Genomic DNA, 17,953 nt, shown 5'->3' with positions numbered 1-17,953 from the left:
GCAGCATATGCAACACCCATTGCGTATTTCGCTTACGGCTGTCTAACATCCGAGCCGACGCCGGGTCAATGGGCCCGGCGACCGACCAGCGAGGAGCCCCCGCGATCATGACCGCGAGCGTGCACGGACCCGTGGACGTCGTCTGCCTCGGCGAGTCCATGGTCACGTTCCTGCCCACCCGGGCGGGGCGTCTGGCCGACGTGCCGTCGTTCGTGCGGGGCATCGGCGGCGCGGAGTCCAATGTGGCCTGTGCGCTCGCCGCGGCGGGTCACCGCACCCGCTGGGTGGGCCGGGTCGGCGCGGACGGCTTCGGTGACCACCTCGTGGAGGCCATCGGCGGGTACGGGGTCGACACCTCGGCGGTGGCCCGCGACCCCTCCCGCCCGACGGGCGTCTACTTCCGCACGGCCACCGACCGGGCCACCGACGCGCACGAGGTCGTCTACTACCGCGCCGGTTCCGCCGCGTCGGCGATGTCGCCGCGCACCGTGGCGAGCGCACCCCTGTGGTCCGGCCGCGTGCTGCACCTCTCCGGCATCACGGCGGCTCTGTCGACCGGCTGCCTCGCCCTGACGCGCGACCTCACCGCACGTCGGGCCGGCCGCCCCCTCGTCTCGTTCGACGTCAACCACCGCCCCGGTCTGTGGCGCGAACCGTCCGACGCGAAGGTGCTGCTGGAGCTGGCGCGCGGGGCGGACATCGTGTTCGTGGGGGAGGACGAGGCCGAGGAGGCGTGGGGGGTGCGGGGCGGTGCGGAAGCCGTACGGGCGGTGCTGCCGGAGCCGGCGGCGCTGGTCGTGAAGCGGGGCGCGGCGGGTGCGGTGTCGTTCACCCGCTGCGGGCCCCCGGCCCCGCCCGTCGGCCCCGCGACCCCGCCCGTCGGTCCCGCGCCCGGCACCGGTCCCGCGCCCGGCACCGGTCCCGCGCCCGGCACCGGCCCCATTGGCACCGGCGCCGTGTCCGGCACCGCCCCCGCCGGCGACGGGGCCGACACCGTCACCTTCGCCCCCGCCCCCCGCGTCACCGTCACCGCCCCCGTCGGCGCCGGTGACGCCTTCGCCGCCGGGTTCCTGTCCGCGACGCTCCGCGAACTGCCCCTGAGGGACCGGCTGCGGCACGGCCACCTCTGGGCCGCCGCCGCGCTCACCGTCCCCGGCGACCTGGCCGCTCCGCCCGCCGCCGCCCACGCCGACCGGCTCGTCGCCCTGGACGACGACGCCTGGGGGAGACTGCACCTCGGCCCCGGGTGGACAGGGGACGGGGACGACCAGGAGGTACGTACGCCATGAGCCAGACCGTCGACCGCGCGCTGAGCATCCTTCCGCTGCTCGCGGAGGGACCCGCCGACCTCGGACAGGTCGCCGAGCGCCTCGGCGTCCACAAGTCCACCGCGCTCCGCCTGCTGCGCACCCTCCACGAGCACGGGCTCGTCTTCCGCCAGCAGGACCAGCGGTACCGCCTCGGAGCGCGCCTGTTCGCGCTCGCGCAGGAGGCCGTCGAGAACCTCGACGTACGGGAGATCGCGCACCCCCATCTCGTCGCCCTCAACGAGCAGATCGGGCACACGGTCCATCTCGCCGTCTACGAGGAGAGCGAGGTCCTCTACATCGACAAGGTCGAGAGCCGCTACCCGGTGCGGATGTACTCCCGCATCGGCAAGCCCGTCGCGATCACCGTCGCCGCCGTGGCGAAGCTGCTCCTTGCCGACCTGCCGGAGGCCGAGCGGCGCACCCTCGCCGAGAAGCTCGACTTCCCCATGTACACGTCCCGTTCGATCCCGAACGCCGCCGCCTTCCTCAAGGAGCTGGCGACCGTACGCGAACAGGGCTGGGCCACCGACCTGGGTGGCCACGAGGAGTCCATCAACTGCATCGGGGCCCCCATCCGCGGTGCGGACGGCCGGGTCGTCGCCGCCATGTCGGTGTCCGCACCGAACGTCGTCGTCACGGCCGACGAACTCCTCACCCTCCTCCCGCTGGTGCGCCGCACCGCCGACGCCATCACCCGGGAGTACTCAGGACACGCACCCCAACAGGAAGCACGCGCATGACGACGCCCAAGAGCGAGAAGACCGCCCTCACCCCGAGCACCCACACCGCCCCGCCCGCCAAGTTCTCCCACGGCGTCCGCAAGGGCAACATCCTCCAGGTCGCCGGCCAGGTCGGCTTCCTGCCCGCCACGCCCGGACAGGCGCCGACCCCGGCCGGTCCCACGCTGCGCGAGCAGACCCTCCAGACCTTCGCCAACGTGCGGGCCATCCTCGAGGAGGGCGGCGCGAGCTGGGACGACGTGATGATGATCCGCGTCTACCTCACGGACGTCGATCACTTCGCCGAGATGAACGAGATCTACAACGAGTACTTCGCCGGCCTGACGGTGGCCCCCGCCGCCCGTACGACGGTCTATGTGGGTCTTCCCGCCGGCCTGCTCATCGAGATCGACGCCCTGGCAGTCCTGGACTGATCCTCTGATCCCCCCGCACCGGCCCCACCAGCAGTCGCACGGCACGGCGCCCGTCCCCGAAGCGCCGTGCCGCGGTCCCCCCTTGCCAGAAACCGCCGGAAAACCGGAAAAGAACCGGAAATGAGCCGCCATGTTCCTCGCTGCTGACGCTCCACCACCCACTCCCCACACGGGCGGACTGCTCACGCTCGTCGACGGCACCACCGGTCTGCTGACCGTCGCCGCGCTCGGTATCGCCCTGCTCCTCGTCCTCATCATCAAGGTCAGGCTGCAGCCGTTCGTCGCACTGCTCGCCGTCTCCATAGCCGTCGGACTCGCCGCCGGGCTGTCCGTCACCGAACTCTTCGGCACCGTCCAGAAGTCCGCCGCCGTCTCGGTCATCGAGTCGGGCATGGGCGGCATCCTCGGCCACGTCGCCATCATCATCGGCCTGGGCACCATGCTCGGCGCGATCCTCGAAGTCAGCGGCGGGGCCGAGGTCCTGTCCTCCCGTCTGCTGAACCTGTTCGGGGAGAAGCGCGCCCCGCTCGCCATGGGCCTCACCGGCCTGATCTTCGGCATCCCGGTCTTCTTCGACGTCGGCATCTTCGTGCTCGCGCCGATCGTCTACGCCGCCGCCAAGCGGTCCGGCAAGTCGATCATCCTCTACGCGATGCCGCTGCTGGCCGGCCTGTCGATGACCCACGCCTTCCTGCCCCCGCACCCCGGTCCGGTCGCCGCCGCCGGTCTGTTCGACGTCTCGCTCGGCTGGGTCATCCTGATGGGCGTCGTCGTCGGCATCCCCGCCGTCATCGCCGCATGGGTCTACGCCGCCTGGATCGGCAGGCGCCTGTTCGTCGAGGTTCCGCAGGACATGCTGGAGGCGGCACAGGACGCCAAGGCCGCCGTCGCCGCCGAGCAGGTGGCGGCGGGCCGGCAGTCGCGGGAGGCGCCGGTCGCGCTCGGGACGGTTCTCACCATCATCGGTACGCCGCTGATCCTCATCCTCGCCGCGACGTTCTCCTCCATCGCACTCGATCCGTCCACGCTGCGCTCGGTCGTCGAGTTCTTCGGCAACCCGTTCGTGGCCCTGACGATCGCGCTGGTCATGGCGTACTGGCTGCTCGGCATCCGGCGCGGCTGGTCCCGCAAGTCCCTCGAGTCGGTGTCCACCCAGTCCCTGAAGCCGGTCGGCAACATCCTGCTCGTCGTCGGCGCGGGCGGTGTCTTCGGCGCGGTCCTCAAGGCGAGCGGCGTCGCGCAGGCGCTGTCCGACACCTTCAACGACGTCGGCCTGCCGGTCGTCGTCCTCGCGTATCTGATCTCCCTGGTGCTGCGGGTCGCCCAGGGCTCTGCGACCGTCGCGATCGTCACCACGGCCGGCATCGTGCTGCCCCTCGTCGAGAACGGCGGGCACTCGCAGGCGTTCCTGGCCCTGGTCATCATGGCGATCTCGGCCGGCTCGATCTTCGCCTCGCACGTCAACGACGGCGGGTTCTGGATCGTCGCCAAGTACTTCGGCATCTCGGAACGGGACACGCTCAAGTCGTGGACGGTTCTCGAGTCGGTGCTCTCGGTCGCCGGCTTCGTGGTGGCGGCCGGGCTCAGCCTGGTCGTCTAGTCGTCTAGTCGGCCGGTCGTCCGGTCGGCAGGTCGGCCGGCGCGGGCGCACAGGGGAGGGGGGAGGGGCCGGGCGGCCTCTCCCCCCTCCCCTCTAGAGTCGGCGTGTGCTGACATACGAACAGGTGCGTGACTGGGCCCGCGTCAAGTACGGCCCACGGCATGCCGAGCGCCGGATCACGGACATCGGGTACGCCTACTCGGTCAACACTCAGCCGGACGCGTATCTCGACGGCGACACGTCCGCGATGACGTACGGCAACGGGCCCGATCTCGTCGTGAAACGCACCGGCGCCGTCTGGCAGTTCGGGTCCGCCCCCACCTTCATGGCGCTCTACGAGGTCCGCTCGGAGGACGAACTGCGCCGGGCGATGGCCGCGCTGCTCCCGCAGTGCGACCCGGACCGGCCGCAGGAATCGGTCCCGGCGCCACAGACACCGCCCCCGCATCCGCCCGCCAACGCGTATCCCGTTGCTCCGCCGCAGTACCCGCCGGCCACCGCGTATCCCGCTGCCCCGGCCCCGGCCCCGTACCCGCCCGTCGGCGCGTACCCGGCGGGCGCGGCGCCGTATCCGCCGGCCGGGACGTACCCGGCGGGCGTCTCGGCGTACCCCGTCGCGCCCGAGATGCCGGAGTTCGTCGCCGCCGACGCACACCACGCCGTCCTCGTCGACGCCACCGGCGTCTCCTTCGACCAGCGGGACGTCGTCACCGACTTCCTCTGGCAGGACGTACAGGCCGTCCACCACACCGTCCGAGGGCTGTGCCTCCTGGTCGGGGTCACGCACAGGAACGGAATGTTCTACGAGTGCCGCGTCGGCGGCAGCCGCCAGAAGCGGCTGCGCGAGTGGTCGCGGCAACTCGCCCAGGTGCTCGGCCACTACCGGGGCGGCCCCGGGGGGTGACGGCCCCGGCGGCCCCCGGAGCCCGCGGTCAGCCGCCGAGGCAGAGGACCAGCAGGCACACCTCTGTGGGCGAGGTGCTCGCCGTCCCGCCGGGCTGCGTCTGCGGCTGATCGGCGACGGAGCCGGACGACCCGGAGGAGTCCGAGGAGCCGGACGAGCCGGAGGTGCCGGTCGCGGCGGCGGGCGGCTGTCCGGTCGGCGCCGTGGACGGCGCGGCCGTCGGGGAGGTCGCCGCGGGCGCCTCGGACGCGGGCGCCTCACTCACCGCGGGTGCGAACCGGGTCGTACGGGCGGTCCCTGCCGGGTCCGCCGCCACAGCCGCGGTGTCCGCCGAGGTCCGCTGCCGGGGGACGGCGGGTGCCGAAGCGCGCGGCGCGGGTGCCGAGGCCCGCTTCACCGGCTCCGCCACCTTCCCGGTGGGCCGGTGCGCCGGGTGGTCGTCGGCGACGGTGGCGTCGGGGGTGGTGGCTGCTTCGGTCCGGCTCCTGTCGTCGGCCTCCGTCGGCAGTGCGGCGACCGTCAGCGCGCCGCCGACCAGCGCGATCATCGTCCCGGCCGCGGCCCGGCGCTTGTTCTTCTTGAAGCGGGCGAGCTGCCGCCTGCGCGCCGCGCGTCCCCGCTCGGCCGGGGCAGCGGCCGCCGGCGTGGCGGCGACCGCCGCGCCGGCGCCGTGCGGGGCCTGCGCCGCCGATGCCTCGAGGGGCGCGGGCGTGTGACGGGTGCCCTGCGGCTCCCATGCGACGGCCCCGGCCCCCGCCCCCGCCGGCGCCGAGTGGCGGGCGGTCGGGACGGTCGGGGCTATGTCGGGTGCGTACGCGCCGCAGCCCGGACACACCAGCGCGCCGTTGAGGTGCCGACGGCAGGTCGAGCAGTAGTCCATGAGCTTCTTCCTGTGCTGACTACGCCGCCAGAGACATCGGCGACCTGTTCACGTGTTCGTGTCGGTTCGGTCGGCCAGCAACGCTAACGACGGCTCCGGCAGGTGGTGCGCAGCACCTGTGACGCTTTTGCAAAGGTTGACGGCGGACCCCGGGACCGGGGCCCGCCGTCACGAGCTGGTGGTGCGGGTCAGCCGCAGTACTGCTGTTCCTTTCCGATGGACCGGTACATGCAGTCGGAGTTCTCCAGGAGTTGGAGCACCGCGTCACGGTTGCGACTGGTCTCCCGCTCGATCACCTCGTCGGGCGGGTAGAAGCCGCCACCGCCGAAGCCCGACGGGTACATCTCGAAGGTGTAGCCGAAGATCTTCTGCTCGCCCCACAGCCAGTCGTCGATCGACCCGTCGGTGATGTAGAGGTCGCTCGACTGCTCGGCGGTGTAGCCGTTGCTCGCGCCCATCTTCCGTCCCACGGCCGCGAAGGCGTCCCGGTCGTCCTGGGTCATGCCGGGGGCCGTGTCGGAGTAGGTCCAGCCGAAGGGCCAGAGCACCAGTTCGCTGTAGGTGTGGAAGTCGATGCCCGTCGCGATCTGCTGCTCGCCGCCGACGACGCGGCTGCGCACGAAGTCGGCGACGACCTTCACCTCGGGCGCGGACTCCGCGGCCCGGCCGCGGTAGGTCTCCGAGCCGGCGGAGCCGGAGGAGCCGCCGCAGCAGCCCCACTTGTAGTTCCAGTTGCGGTTCATGTCCGTGCCCACGTACGAGGAACCGGAGTTGGGCTGCCGGTTCTTGCGCCAGCTGCGGTAGGAGCCGGAGGCGATGTCGTACTCGCCGCCGTCCGGGTTGAGGTCCGGGACGATCCAGATCTCACGGCCGTTCACGGCGTTCGTGATCCGTGAGTCGCTGCCGTAGTCCTCGCCGAGCTCGCGCAGCAGGTAGAGGGCCATCTCGACGGTGAGGTGCTCGCGTGCGTGCTGGTGGTGGGTGAAGAGGACCTCGGGCTCGTTCTCGTCGGTCGCCACGTTGTCGCTGATCTTGATGGCGACGATGTCCCGGCCCTGGTAGCTCTTGCCGATGACACGCTTGCTCATGATGCTCGGGTACTGCGCGATGCGCTGGTTGATCTCCGCCGTCATCTCGGCGTAGTTGTGGTACCGCGAGTCGGCCGACGGGAAGTCGAAGGGCTTCACGTCCGCCGCCGTCCTGTGCCGCGGCGGCGCGGGCAGCACCTCGAGAGTGTGCCCGAGGGCGCGCAGCCGCTTGGCCTGGGCGGAGTCGGCGCTGACGACGACGGTGTGGTCGTCCGCCTCGTCGATCGAGACACCGGTGCGGGCGATGGCGGTCCGTTCGGCGACCGTGTCGGGCCCGTGGATCAGGTACTGCCTGGTCTGCTCCTCCTCGGCGGCGGCGGAAGCCGGCCGGTCGGCGGATGGTGAGGCGTTCGCGCTGATGGGCGCGGCCACGGCGAGCGCGAGGACGGCCGCGAGGGTGGCGGCCTTCCTGCGGTTCGCCCGGATGCGAAGTCGCATGCTGTCTCCTGGGTGGGGAGTCGTGGGGGGTGTTCAGGTGCGACGTACGGGCGGTGCTGGTGTTCGTGCACATCGTGGAGCTATGGCATGACCCGGTCAAGAAGGGGTTCGGTCAATTCGGATGCCGCCGCAACTGTCGGGCGCTGCCCCTTGCGCGATCACTCGCGCCCCGCTTTGGTGACACCGGTCACACCTGGGACGAGTGGGAAGGCGGCAGCGCCATGGCAGGCATCTCCGAACACGGCACGGACGGGGCGCTCTCCGTACCGCGCAAGTCGAGTTGGAAGTACATCGGGCCGGGAATCGTCGTGGCGGCGACCGGCGTCGGCGCCGGAGATCTGGTGGCCACGCTGATCGCGGGCAGCAGGTTCGGATACACCCTGATGTGGGCGGCGGTCATCGGCTGCATCGTCAAGATCGCGCTCGCCGAGGCCTGCGGACGCTGGCACCTGGCGACCGGGCGCACCCTTTTCGAGGGCTGGCGCTCCCTCGGCAGGTGGACCACCGTCTACTTCGCGATCTACGTGGTCGTCTGGGGCTTCGTCTACGGCGCGACCGCGATGTCCTCCAGCGCCCTGCCCATCGTGGCGCTGTGGCCCGACGGACCGGACCTCAAGGTGTGGGCGGTCGTCACCGGCCTGATCGGCCTGGTCTTCGTCTGGTTCAACCGGTACGCCGTCTTCGAGAAGGTCATGACGGTGCTCGTCGGCACCATGTTCGTCGTCGTGGTCTACGTCGCGATCCGTGTCACCCCCGACATCGGTGCCTCCTTCGCCGGCCTGCTGCCGGTGCTGCCCGACGGATCCCTCCTCTACACCCTCGGGCTGATCGGCGGTGTCGGCGGCACCATCACCATGGCGGCCTACGGCTACTGGGTGAACGCCAAGGGCTGGACGAACACCGGCTGGATGAAGGTCATGCGGCTCGACAACCGCGTCGCCTACATCACCACCGGCATCTTCGTCGTCGCGATGCTGATCGTCGGCGCCGAGCTGCTGCACGCCTCCCAGCTCGCCCTGACCAAGGGCGACCGGGGCCTCATCGACCTCGGCGCGATCCTGGAGGAGCGGTACGGCGCGGTGACCGCCAAGCTGTTCCTCGTCGGCTTCTTCGCGACCTCGTTCTCGTCGCTGATCGGCGTGTGGCACGGCGTGAGCCTGATGTTCGCCGACTTCGTCGAGCGGCTGCAGCGCGACCGCAGGGGTGTGCCGACGGAGGAGGGCACCGTCGAAGAGGTCGCGGCCGGCAGCAAGGAGCGCTCGCTGCCGTTCCGGGCGTATCTGCTCTGGCTGACCTTCCCGCCGATCGCCCTGCTCTTCCTCGACCAGCCCTTCGGCCTGGTCGTCGCCTACGGCGTGCTGGGCGCGTTCTTCATGCCGTTCCTCGCGCTCACGCTGATCTGGCTGCTCAACTCCTCGCGGACCCCCGCCGAGTGGCGCAACGGCATCCTCAGCAATGTGATGCTGGCCGCCGCCGGGCTGCTGTTCGTCGTGCTGTGCGTGCAGCAGGTGCGCGAACTGCCCTGGTGAGAGCGTGTGCGACGAGGGCCCGTACCGCCGGGGGAGCGGCGGTACGGGCCCCTCGTCGTCCAGGCGTGTTACGGCAGGTTGTGGACGTGCGGTCCCACCGCGTTGGACCAGGCACTGCCGGCCGTCGCGTCCCAGTTGGTGGACCAGGTCATCGCGCCCCGCAGGCCCGGGTAGGTCTTCGAGGGCTTGAAGGTGCCGCAGTTGGTGCCGCGGGCCAGGCAGTCGAGAGCGTTGTTCACGATCGACGGGCTGACATATCCGCTGCCCGCGCCGCGGGTCGAGGCGGGAACACCGAGGCCCACCTGGGAGGGCGCGAGGCCGCCCTCGAGCTGGATGCAGGCGAGTGCGGTCAGGAAGTCGACCGAGCCCTGCGAGTAGACCTTGCCGTCGCAGCCGAGCATCGAGCCGCTGTTGTAGTACTGCATGTTGACGACGGTGAGGATGTCCTTCACCGCGAGCGCCGTCTTGAAGTACTCCGTGCCCGTGTTCTGCATGTCGATGGTCTGCGGCGCCATCGTCAGCACCATCGAGGAGCCCGCCTTCTGCGACAGCTGGCGCAGCGCCTTCGTCAGGTACGTCGAGTTGATGCCGTGCTCCAGGTCGATGTCGACACCGCTGAAGCCGTACTCCTGCATCAGCGCGTAGGCGCTGTTCGCGAAGGCGGTGGCGGACGCGTCACTGTTGATGGTGACGTTGCCCTTCTCGCCGCCCACCGAGATGATCACGGACTTGCCGGCGGCCTTCTTGGCGGCGATGTCGGCCTTGAAGTCGGCGACCGAGGCGTATCCGACGGCCGGGTCGAGGTTGAAGACGATCTGGCCCGGCGTGGCCGTCGAGTCGGCGAACGACACCGCGATGATGTCGTACTGCGACTGCACGTCACGCAGCTTCTGCACGGTCGCGCCGTTGTCGAAGTTCTGCCAGTAGCCGGTCAGCGCGTGCCTGGGCACCGACGGGTTCGGGTCCGGCTCGCCGCCGCCCTCGCTCGTACGGCCGGTGACGGCCGCCGACTTCGCGGACTCGCCCGCCGTGTTCGTGGCGGTGACCTGGAACTGGTACGAGGTGTTGGCCGTCAGGCCCGTCACCGTGGCCGACGTGCCGGAGACCGACTGGACCCTCGCACCGTCGCGGTAGACGTTGTAACCGCTCGCGCCGGAGACCGCGCCCCAGCTCAGCGCCACCGAGGACGACGTCACCGCGCCGACCGAGGGCGCACCGGGTGCCGCGGGAACCACCGGGTCCGGGTCGCCGCCGCCACCGCCGTCGGGGCCGAAGACGCTCACGTCGTCGGCGAAGTAGGCCGCCTGGCCGTACCAGCCGTGGGTGTAGACCGTGACCGAGGTGGTGTTCGCGCCGGTGGTGAACGACGTGGTCAGCTTCGTCCAGCTGCTGCTGCCCGGCGTCCAGGTGGACACGTCGGTGGTCCCGGTGCCGCTCGCCCCCAGGTAGGCGTACCCGCCCTGCACCCACGCGCTGAGCGCGTACGTCGAGTTGGGCTTCACCGCCACCGTCTGGGTGCACTTGGCGTTGTCGTGCCCGGCGGGGGTGGCCTTGAGGGCGGAGGCGCCGCTGCGCACGGGGGAGGAGACGGCCGTCCCGCTGCCCGCGGAGCACGTCCAGTTGGCGGTGCCGGACTCGAATCCGGCGTTCCTGGCGACGTTGACGTCGGCGGCCTGTGCGGTCCCTGCGGTGCCCATGAGGGTGAGCCCGGTGCCGACGGCAAGCGCCAGACCGGCGCCGATCCATCTCCTCGAGCGTTGGGGTCGGTCCACTTGCGGCCTCCGGTGGGGGAGTTGGGGGGTGGGGTCGGGACATGCGGACGGTGGCCACCGTTGGCCGTAAAGCTGGTCCAGACCAATGGGGTTGTCAAGACCTCTGGCAGCGATTGCCTCGCTGTGCGGTGTTCTCTGCCCGGACAGTCGTGGCTAGAGTGCTCATGCAGAAACACGGAGTAGCCGAGACGGAGCAGCACCAGCACGGAGCAGTGGATATCTGCGGCCGCCGGACACCCCGGTGTCCGGAGCCGAACGGGGAACAGCGTGCCGACCGCAATAGCAGTCACCAGCGCCGACCTGGTGCTGCCGCCCACGGACCACCAGACGCCCACGGCTGCCGTGCTCCACGCCCCGGACGACCAGCCCCTGGACGCCGCGGTCAGCGACATGAGCGTGCTGCTCGAACAGCACGGCTACATCGTCGCCCTCTACCCGGCCTCACTCCCCGCCGCGCACGAACGGCGCCTGCACACCGTCCGCTCCGTGCTCGAGAGCGACCGCATCGCCCTCCTCAAGCTCGAACTGCCGCCGCTCGGTGTCGCCGTGCTCGTCCGGCAGCTGCGCCAGCTGTCGATCTGCGACTTCGGCGCCGGGATCGTCGCCTCCGCCGCCCGGCTCCTCTCCCACTACATCCACGCCGGCGCCCTGCTGGGCTCCGTGGCCCGGCTCGACCGCATCCCGGTCGGGCTCAAGTCCCACGCCAAGTCATGGATGCCCGGCGCCCAGTTCGGCGTACTGGCCAACCCGCGCCCCCAGCTGACCAGGATCGGCGCCGGTGAACTGCCCGGCCCCGACTACGCCACCCAGCTCCTCCTCGCGCGCGGACAGCTCCAGTCGGAGTGGGTGACCGACACCCTCGCACCGGCCTGGCGCGTCCAGCACGTGCACGAGGCCCCCCTGCCGGCGGACTCCGCCCGGTGGTGGGGGACCGGCAGGCTGATCGAGTTCGCCGCGTACCTCCCGGACATCTCGGTCCTGTACCAACTGGTCTCCTCCGTACGACGAGAGGTGTGCACATGGTGCGGCATCCACCTGATCGGTGACCGCTGCGGCTTCTGCTCCGCGCCGCTCACGGCCCCCTCCAGCCGTACCGGAGCCCCCAGGGCACTCACCGCCGGGCCGTGACAGCCGGGCCCCTCACCGCCGGACCCCGAGAGCCGGGCCCGACAGCCGCACCACCGTCCGACTCCGCCGTCCCCGCCCATTCGTCCACGCCACCGAACGAGGTCGTCCCACCCATGAATTCACGGCAGCGCCGCGGCGTTCTCCTGATTCTGCTCTCCGTCGTCTGCGGCATCGCCGCGTTCGCCGGCGTGCTCACGGTGATGGCCGACGTGAACTCGAAGGTCGGCCCCGAGACCACCGCCTACCGCGTCAGGACCGACATAGCCCCGTACACGCCGCTGCGGGCGGACCAGTTCGAGAAGGTCTCCATACCCGAGCGCTGGCTCTCCCGCAGCGCCGTGACCGACCTCGGCGTACTGCGAGGGAAGATCGCCGTCACACAACTGCGCACCGGATCACTGCTCCAGACCGACATGATCGTGGACAAGCCGGTCCTCGAGAACGGCCAGCAGGAGATCGCCATCATGATCGACGCGGCGACCGGAGTGGCAGGCAAGATCCGCCCCGGCAACCTGGTCAACATCTTCGCCACCTTCGCCGCGCAGAACGACAACGGCACCGACCAGTCCCGGCTCATCGTCGCCAATGCCAAGGTCATCGACGTCGGCGAACTCACCGCCCTCGACCGCAGGAGCGGCGACCGCGCGGATGGGCCCCGCGAGGCCGTGCCGATCACCTTCGCGCTGAACACCGGCGACGCCCAGCGCGTCGCCTACGCCGAGTCCTTCGCCGAACACGTGCGCCTGGCCCTGCTCCCCGACGGAAGCCCCACCACCCTGCGGCCCGGCGACGGCAGCTACGACCTCTCAGAAGACAAGAACAAGTGAGGGCCGGATGACGACGCGTATCCTCTCCGCCGTCGGCGACCCCGACGCCGCCCGGTCCGTCGCCGGCCTGCTCGGCCGGCTCCCCGACGCGGAACAGACACCGCCCGTCGGCGACTCCACCTCGCTCACCGACACACTCGCCCGGCTCGCCGCCCAGTCGCTCGACGAACTGCCCGAGGTCGTACTGGTCCACGAACGCATCGGCCCCCTGCCGGCCCTGGAGCTGATCCGGGACATCGCCCTGCGCTTCCCGGCCGTCGGCGTCGTGCTCGTCACCGCCGACACCAGCCCCGGCCTGTACTCGGCGGCGATGGACTCCGGCGCCCGCGGCCTCGTCGCGCTCCCCCTCGTGTACGAGGAACTGGCGCAGCGCGTCCAGGCGGCGGCGGGCTGGGCCGCCGGCGTACGACGGCACCTCGGACACGGACCGGAAGCGGGCTTCGCGGGACCCGGCGGCACCGTCGTCACCGTCAGCGGCGCCAAGGGCGGCGTCGGCACGACGGTCACGGCGATCCAGCTCGCCCTCGCGTCGGCGGCCTCCGGCCACTCCGTGGCCCTGGTCGACCTCGACCTCCAGGGCGGCGACGTCGCGTCCTACCTGGACGTCCAGTTCCGGCGGTCCATCGTGGACCTCGCCGCCATCCAGGACATCGGCGCACGAGTGCTGGCCGACGCGGTGTTCAACCACGAGGCGGGCGTCGCACTGCTGCTCGCCCCGGCCGAGGGCGAACGGGCGGAGGACGTCAGCGACCGGCTCGTACGGCAGACCCTCGCGGCCCTGCGGCACCGCTACGACACCGTCGTCGTCGACTGCGGCACACATGTGAACACCGCCAACGCCGCCGCCGTCGAAACGGCCGACACCACCCTGCTGCTGACCACACCCGACGTGGTGACCGTACGGGCCACCAAGCGGATGGTGCGGCTCTGGGACCGGCTCCAGATCCGCAAGGCGGAGGAGACCGTCACGGTCGTCAACCGCCACACACGCGGCAGCGAGATCCAGCCCGCGCTCGTCTCGAAGATCACCGCGACGAGAGTGGCGCGCACGGCGATACCCGCGAACTTCCGAGAACTCCAGGGCGTCGTCGACGCCGGCCGGATGCAGGACCTGGAGGCCAAGTCCTCGGTCAAGCAAGCCATGTGGGCGCTGGCCGGCGAGCTGGGGCTGGTGAAGGACACCGCCCCCGCGGCACAGGGGGACACGAAGCAGGGCGGCCTCTTCGGGGGCGGACGACGGCACGGGCGCGCCAAATGACCCGCCGGGCGTTCGGGGACCGCGGCCAGTCGGTGATCGAGTTCACCGGCATGGTCCCGATCATCCTGGTGACGCTCGCGGTGCTGTGGCAGTCGGCGCTCGTCGGCTACACGTTCGTGCTGGCGGGAAACGCCGCCGACAAGGGCGTGGCAGCCGGGGCACGGGCGGACGGAGGCGGCCAGGCGGCGTGCGCCGCGGCCGCGCGGGAGGACGTCACCGGTGGCTGGTCGGCCGGCGTGGACTGCGGCAGGAACGGCGACCTCTACACCGCGGAGGTCACGATGCGGGTGCCGCTGCTGTTCCCCGGCGTCAACCTCCCGATCACCGTCCGGGGACGGGCCGGCGCCGCGGCCGAGGAGAGGACCACGCCATGAGGAAGCGTGCGATGCGCGGCGACCGCGGCCAGAGCGCCGTCGAGTACGGCGGCTGGCTGTTCCTGCTCCTCTTCGTCATGACGATCGCCGTCCAGGTCGGCCTCGCCGTGTACGCGGCCCAGCAGGCGGGCACCGCTGCCCGCGCGGCGGCGCGGGTGGCGTCGCAGGAGGACGCGACGACGAGTCCCCAGGCGGCCGGACGGCAGTCCCTCAGCTCCTGGCTGGAGGCCGACGTCGTGACCCGCGAGGGCGGCGACGCGGTCACCGCCGACGTCACGGTCGTCATCCCGCAGGTCGTCCCCGGCGTCGATTTCGGCACCGTCACCAAGAGCGCCACGATGCCCCTCGACGAGGAGTCGACACGATGAGCCTGCGCGCACGCCTCCAGCGCCTCGACGGCCCCGAGCCCGCGAACGGCCAGAGCGAGGAGAGCCGGCTCGTCGGCGTCTACCGGGCGAAGCTCCTCGAAGAGATCGACCTCGCGGAGATGTCGACGCTCACCGCCGCCGAGCGGCGTGAGCGCCTGGAACGCGTACTCGGCCACATCATCAGCCGCGAGGGCCCCGTCCTGTCCGGCGGCGAACGCTCGCACCTCATCCGCCGGGTCGTCGACGAGGCGCTCGGCCTCGGCATCCTCGAACCGCTCCTCGAGGACGCGTCCATCAGCGAGATCATGGTGAACGGCCCCGAACAGGTCTTCGTCGAGCGCGGCGGCCGACTCGAGCAGCTGCCGCTGCGGTTCTCCTCCGCCGAACAGCTCATGCAGACCATCGAGCGCATCGTCTCCACCGTCAACCGCCGCGTCGACGAGGCGAACCCGATGGTCGACGCCCGCCTGCCGACCGGCGAACGCGTCAACGTGATCATCCCGCCGCTCTCGCTGACCGGCCCCGTCCTCACGATCCGCCGCTTCCCCCGCGCCTTCACCCTCCAGGAGATGATCGGCCTCGGATCGCTCGACGAGCACATCCTGATGCTGCTCGCGGGCCTGGTGCGGGCCAAGTTCAACATGATCGTCTCCGGCGCCACCGGTACCGGGAAGACCACCCTGCTCAACGCCCTCTCCGGCCTCGTCCCCGACGGCGAACGCATCGTCACCATCGAGGACTCCGCGGAGCTCCAGCTCCAGCAGACCCACGTCATCACGCTGGAGTCCCGCCCCGCCAACGTCGAGGGCAAGGGCCGCATCACCATTCGCGACCTCGTACGCAACTCCCTGCGCATGCGCCCCGACCGCATCATCGTCGGCGAGGTCCGCGGCGGCGAGACCCTCGACATGCTCCAGGCCATGTCCACCGGCCACGACGGCTCACTCGCCACCGTCCACGCCAACAGCGCGGAGGACGCGCTGATGCGGCTGCAGACCCTGAGCTCCATGTCCGAGGTCGAGCTGCCTTTCATGGCCATCCACGACCAGATCAACAGCGCCGTCGACGTCATCGTCCAGCTCACCCGGCACGCCGACGGGTCCCGAAGGATCACCGAGATCGCCGTCGTCGACTCGTACGGCCGCGAGGAGTACCGCTTCGTCACCGTCTGCCGCTTCGAGGCCGAACCACCGGCCGGGGACGGGCGCGTACACGGCCGGTTCCGGTACTTCCCGCTGCCGCGGCGGGCCGCGGAACGCCTCTACATGGCGGGCGAGGCGATCCCGCCCGCCTTCGGGGTCGGCGACACCCCGCTCGAGCTGTCGACCCGCGTGCCCCCGGGCCTGAGCCCCGTCCCCGACCCCCGAGAAAGCCGCCGCCCGCGATGAACCTCCCGCTCCTGACACTCGGCGTCACGCTGCTCGGCTGCGTACTCGCCGTCCTCGGCGTGCGCTCCTGGTCGGTCGGGCAGGCACAGCGCCAGGCCCTCGTCGACCGCATGACGCAGACCGGCCCGCCCGCGATCGAGAGCGGGCGCCGGCGCCGCTTCGCGGGCGTGGACCGCAGACTGCGCCGCACCCGCCTGGGCAGACGCATCGAGCGGTCCATCTCCGCGACCGGCCTCCAGGTCACGGTCGGCGAGTACGCCGTCTACGTCGTCGCCGCCCTGCTGGCCCTGTATTTCGTCGTGGGGTCCGCCTTCGCCCCGTTCTTCGGGCTCCTCGCCGTCCTCATCGGCCTCTGGGGCGCGAACGGCTTCCTCGGCTGGCAGCGCGCCAAGCGCACCGAGGCGTTCATCAACCAGCTGCCCGAACTCACCCGCGTCCTGGCCAACGCCACCCAGGCCGGGCTCGCCCTGCGCACCGCCATCGCGATGGCCGTCGAGGAACTCGACGATCCCGCCAGGGAGGAACTGCGCCGCGTCGCCGACCAGCTGGCGCTCGGGCGGTCGCTCGACGACGCACTGGGCGAACTGGTCGACCGGCTGCCCTCGCGTGAACTGACCGTGCTCGTCTCCACCCTGATCCTCTCCAACCGGGCGGGCGGCACCATCGTCACGTCCCTGCGCAACCTCACGGAGACCCTCGAGGAACGCAAGGAGACCCGGCGCGAGGTCACCACCCTGCTCTCCCAGGTCAAGGTGACGGCCGTCGCGGTTCCGGTGCTCGGCCTCGGTTTCCTCCTCGTCATCAACGGCATGCGGGACGGCGCGCTGGAGGACATGACCGGCGCGCTGGGGGGACGCGTCGCGGTAGTCGTCGCGGCAGGGCTGTACGCACTCGGCTTCGTCCTCATCAACCGGCTCACCCGCGTCCGCATCTGACACGGCGGCGACCTGCCGCCCCGCACCCCGCACCCCGAGCCCGCACACCGACCTGAACTTTGGAGGGAGACACACATGCCGGCACTCGCCCTGGCCGCCGTCATGGCCCTGGCCGTATACGGCGTCTTCCACGGCATCCGGATGTACCGGGCGGAGACCAGACTCCCCGGCGACCTCGCCGTGGCCCTCGAGGTCGGCGCCACCCGCACCAGCTACCCCGGCATGGCGGTCGACCGCCTCGGCATGCGCTGGGCCCCGTCCGTCCTGAGACTGATGGGCACCCGCCGCGTCGACCGCGTCCGCCGCAGACTCGACATGGCCGGCAACCCCGGCGGCCTGACCGTGGACCGCTACGCCGCCCGCCGCGCCGTCTACGGCGTCCTGGGATCGCTCGTCGCCCTCGGGATGCTTCTGCAGGGGCACCCCGTATTCGCCGTGCTGTTCCTCCTCTACGGGTTGTTCTGGACGGAGGTACTGCTGCGTGCGGCCATCGCCCGCCGCCGCGACGACATCGAGCGCACCCTCCCCGACTTCCTCGACGTCCTCGCCGTCGTCGTCTCCGCCGGCCTCGGCTTCCGCCAGGCCCTGGAACGCGTGGCGGAGAAGTACGAGGGCCCGTGGTCCGACGAACTCCGCATCACCCTCCGCCAGATGGACATGGGCGTGGGCCGCCGCGAGGCTTTCGAACAACTGCGGCGCCGCAACGAGTCGGACCAGGTGTCGATGTTCGTCTCCGCGCTGCAGCAGGGCGAGGAACTGGGCGCCCCCATCGTCGACACCCTGATCCAGATCGCCAACGACATGCGCCGCACGGACGCCCAGAACGCACGCAGAAAGGCGGCGAAGGCGGTCCCGAAGGCGACGCTGATCGTCACGAGCTTCATGCTTCCCGGCACGATGATCCTCATCGTCGCGGGCTTCTACTACGCGGCCGACGTGGACTTCGGCGCGATCTTCGGGGGGTGAGACGCTACTGGCCGGCGGTGTTGATTCACGGATGA

General features: G+C 71.2%; 17 protein-coding genes. 14 read left to right on the top strand and 3 right to left on the bottom strand.

Going from position 1 to position 17,953, the window contains the following annotated elements; translation table 11 throughout:
• Positions 1–107: 107 nt before the first annotated feature.
• The 5 genes from ACFYV1_RS12525 (at position 108) to ACFYV1_RS12505 (ending at position 4,967) form a co-directional block, all read left to right on the top strand.
• Positions 108–1,289 (top strand): sugar kinase, encoded by a 1,182-nt coding sequence (locus ACFYV1_RS12525; protein WP_389395443.1) that lies wholly within the window; start codon positions 108–110, stop codon positions 1,287–1,289.
• A complete protein-coding gene (locus tag ACFYV1_RS12520; protein ID WP_389395442.1) occupies positions 1,286–2,050 on the top strand; it encodes an IclR family transcriptional regulator in 765 nt (254 codons plus the stop codon). Before ACFYV1_RS12525 ends, ACFYV1_RS12520 begins: the two co-directional genes overlap by 4 nt.
• A complete protein-coding gene (locus ACFYV1_RS12515) occupies positions 2,047–2,463 on the top strand; it encodes a RidA family protein (protein ID WP_389395441.1) in 417 nt (138 codons plus the stop codon). Before ACFYV1_RS12520 ends, ACFYV1_RS12515 begins: the two co-directional genes overlap by 4 nt.
• Before the next feature lie 130 nt (positions 2,464–2,593).
• Entirely contained in the window at positions 2,594–4,063 is a 1,470-nt protein-coding gene (locus ACFYV1_RS12510; protein ID WP_389395440.1) for a GntP family permease, read from the top strand.
• Between the two features lie 106 nt (positions 4,064–4,169).
• Positions 4,170–4,967 carry a hypothetical protein gene (locus ACFYV1_RS12505; protein ID WP_389395439.1) on the top strand — a complete coding sequence of 266 codons (798 nt, stop codon included), beginning with the start codon at positions 4,170–4,172 and terminating at the stop codon, positions 4,965–4,967.
• Between the two features lie 28 nt (positions 4,968–4,995).
• On the opposite strand, the gene ACFYV1_RS12500 is transcribed toward ACFYV1_RS12505, so the two are convergent.
• Together ACFYV1_RS12500 and ACFYV1_RS12495 are read right to left on the bottom strand one after the other, a co-directional pair.
• Positions 4,996–5,847: a hypothetical protein gene (locus ACFYV1_RS12500; RefSeq protein WP_389395438.1), complete on the bottom strand. Its 852-nt coding sequence runs from the start codon at positions 5,845–5,847 to the stop codon at positions 4,996–4,998.
• A gap of 188 nt (positions 5,848–6,035) precedes the next feature.
• A complete protein-coding gene (locus tag ACFYV1_RS12495) occupies positions 6,036–7,373 on the bottom strand; it encodes a M14 family metallopeptidase (protein WP_389395437.1) in 1,338 nt (445 codons plus the stop codon).
• A gap of 221 nt (positions 7,374–7,594) precedes the next feature.
• Here ACFYV1_RS12495 and ACFYV1_RS12490 point away from each other — a divergent pair, with 221 nt between their 5' ends.
• On the top strand, positions 7,595–8,902 hold the full coding sequence (locus ACFYV1_RS12490; protein WP_389395436.1) for an Nramp family divalent metal transporter: 1,308 nt from the start codon (positions 7,595–7,597) through the stop codon (positions 8,900–8,902).
• A 68-nt stretch (positions 8,903–8,970) separates the two neighbouring features.
• Here ACFYV1_RS12490 and ACFYV1_RS12485 read toward each other — a convergent pair whose 3' ends face one another.
• Positions 8,971–10,674 (bottom strand): chitinase, encoded by a 1,704-nt coding sequence (locus ACFYV1_RS12485; protein WP_389395435.1) that lies wholly within the window; start codon positions 10,672–10,674, stop codon positions 8,971–8,973.
• 267 nt (positions 10,675–10,941) lie between these two features.
• Between ACFYV1_RS12485 and ACFYV1_RS12480 the strand changes: the two genes are divergently transcribed.
• The 8 genes from ACFYV1_RS12480 (at position 10,942) to ACFYV1_RS12445 (ending at position 17,918) form a co-directional block, all read left to right on the top strand.
• Positions 10,942–11,802: a hypothetical protein gene (locus ACFYV1_RS12480; protein WP_389395434.1), complete on the top strand. Its 861-nt coding sequence runs from the start codon at positions 10,942–10,944 to the stop codon at positions 11,800–11,802.
• Between the two features lie 113 nt (positions 11,803–11,915).
• The gene (gene cpaB / locus ACFYV1_RS12475; protein ID WP_389395433.1) at positions 11,916–12,629 is read left to right on the top strand and encodes a Flp pilus assembly protein CpaB; all 714 of its coding nucleotides are present in this window, start codon (positions 11,916–11,918) and stop codon (positions 12,627–12,629) included.
• 7 nt (positions 12,630–12,636) lie between these two features.
• Positions 12,637–13,887 (top strand): CpaE family protein, encoded by a 1,251-nt coding sequence (locus ACFYV1_RS12470; protein WP_389395432.1) that lies wholly within the window; start codon positions 12,637–12,639, stop codon positions 13,885–13,887.
• Positions 13,884–14,261 (top strand): pilus assembly protein, encoded by a 378-nt coding sequence (locus ACFYV1_RS12465; RefSeq protein ID WP_389395431.1) that lies wholly within the window; start codon positions 13,884–13,886, stop codon positions 14,259–14,261. The genes ACFYV1_RS12470 and ACFYV1_RS12465 overlap by 4 nt, the downstream gene beginning before the upstream one ends.
• Positions 14,258–14,629, top strand: coding sequence for a TadE/TadG family type IV pilus assembly protein (locus ACFYV1_RS12460; protein WP_389395430.1), 372 nt, complete (start codon positions 14,258–14,260; stop codon positions 14,627–14,629). The genes ACFYV1_RS12465 and ACFYV1_RS12460 overlap by 4 nt, the downstream gene beginning before the upstream one ends.
• Complete coding sequence (locus ACFYV1_RS12455; RefSeq protein ID WP_389395429.1) at positions 14,626–16,017, top strand: CpaF family protein; 1,392 nt, start codon at positions 14,626–14,628, stop codon at positions 16,015–16,017. The genes ACFYV1_RS12460 and ACFYV1_RS12455 overlap by 4 nt, the downstream gene beginning before the upstream one ends.
• Entirely contained in the window at positions 16,014–16,952 is a 939-nt protein-coding gene (locus ACFYV1_RS12450) for a type II secretion system F family protein (RefSeq protein WP_389395428.1), read from the top strand. Before ACFYV1_RS12455 ends, ACFYV1_RS12450 begins: the two co-directional genes overlap by 4 nt.
• A gap of 75 nt (positions 16,953–17,027) precedes the next feature.
• Positions 17,028–17,918, top strand: a complete 891-nt coding sequence (locus ACFYV1_RS12445; RefSeq protein WP_389395427.1) for a DUF5936 domain-containing protein — start codon at positions 17,028–17,030, stop codon at positions 17,916–17,918.
• The last annotated feature ends 35 nt before the right edge of the window (positions 17,919–17,953 follow it).

Origin of the sequence: Streptomyces sp. NPDC003023 (assembly GCF_042888225.1) — a bacterium.
Classification (GTDB): Bacteria; Actinomycetota; Actinomycetes; order Streptomycetales; family Streptomycetaceae; genus Streptomyces.
The sequence above is the reverse complement of the archived record's forward strand: the minus strand, read 5'-3'. Positions and strand labels throughout refer to the sequence as shown.

Coding starts and splice junctions, on each gene's coding strand:
- ACFYV1_RS12525 (WP_389395443.1), top strand. CDS start 108: ATGACCGCGAGCGTGCACGGACCCGTGGACGTCGTCTGCCTCGGCGAG.
- ACFYV1_RS12520 (WP_389395442.1), top strand. CDS start 1,286: ATGAGCCAGACCGTCGACCGCGCGCTGAGCATCCTTCCGCTGCTCGCG.
- ACFYV1_RS12515 (WP_389395441.1), top strand. CDS start 2,047: ATGACGACGCCCAAGAGCGAGAAGACCGCCCTCACCCCGAGCACCCAC.
- ACFYV1_RS12510 (WP_389395440.1), top strand. CDS start 2,594: ATGTTCCTCGCTGCTGACGCTCCACCACCCACTCCCCACACGGGCGGA.
- ACFYV1_RS12500 (WP_389395438.1), bottom strand. CDS start 5,847: ATGGACTACTGCTCGACCTGCCGTCGGCACCTCAACGGCGCGCTGGTG.
- ACFYV1_RS12495 (WP_389395437.1), bottom strand. CDS start 7,373: ATGCGACTTCGCATCCGGGCGAACCGCAGGAAGGCCGCCACCCTCGCG.
- ACFYV1_RS12490 (WP_389395436.1), top strand. CDS start 7,595: ATGGCAGGCATCTCCGAACACGGCACGGACGGGGCGCTCTCCGTACCG.
- cpaB (WP_389395433.1), top strand. CDS start 11,916: ATGAATTCACGGCAGCGCCGCGGCGTTCTCCTGATTCTGCTCTCCGTC.
- ACFYV1_RS12470 (WP_389395432.1), top strand. CDS start 12,637: ATGACGACGCGTATCCTCTCCGCCGTCGGCGACCCCGACGCCGCCCGG.
- ACFYV1_RS12465 (WP_389395431.1), top strand. CDS start 13,884: ATGACCCGCCGGGCGTTCGGGGACCGCGGCCAGTCGGTGATCGAGTTC.
- ACFYV1_RS12460 (WP_389395430.1), top strand. CDS start 14,258: ATGAGGAAGCGTGCGATGCGCGGCGACCGCGGCCAGAGCGCCGTCGAG.
- ACFYV1_RS12455 (WP_389395429.1), top strand. CDS start 14,626: ATGAGCCTGCGCGCACGCCTCCAGCGCCTCGACGGCCCCGAGCCCGCG.
- ACFYV1_RS12450 (WP_389395428.1), top strand. CDS start 16,014: ATGAACCTCCCGCTCCTGACACTCGGCGTCACGCTGCTCGGCTGCGTA.
- ACFYV1_RS12445 (WP_389395427.1), top strand. CDS start 17,028: ATGCCGGCACTCGCCCTGGCCGCCGTCATGGCCCTGGCCGTATACGGC.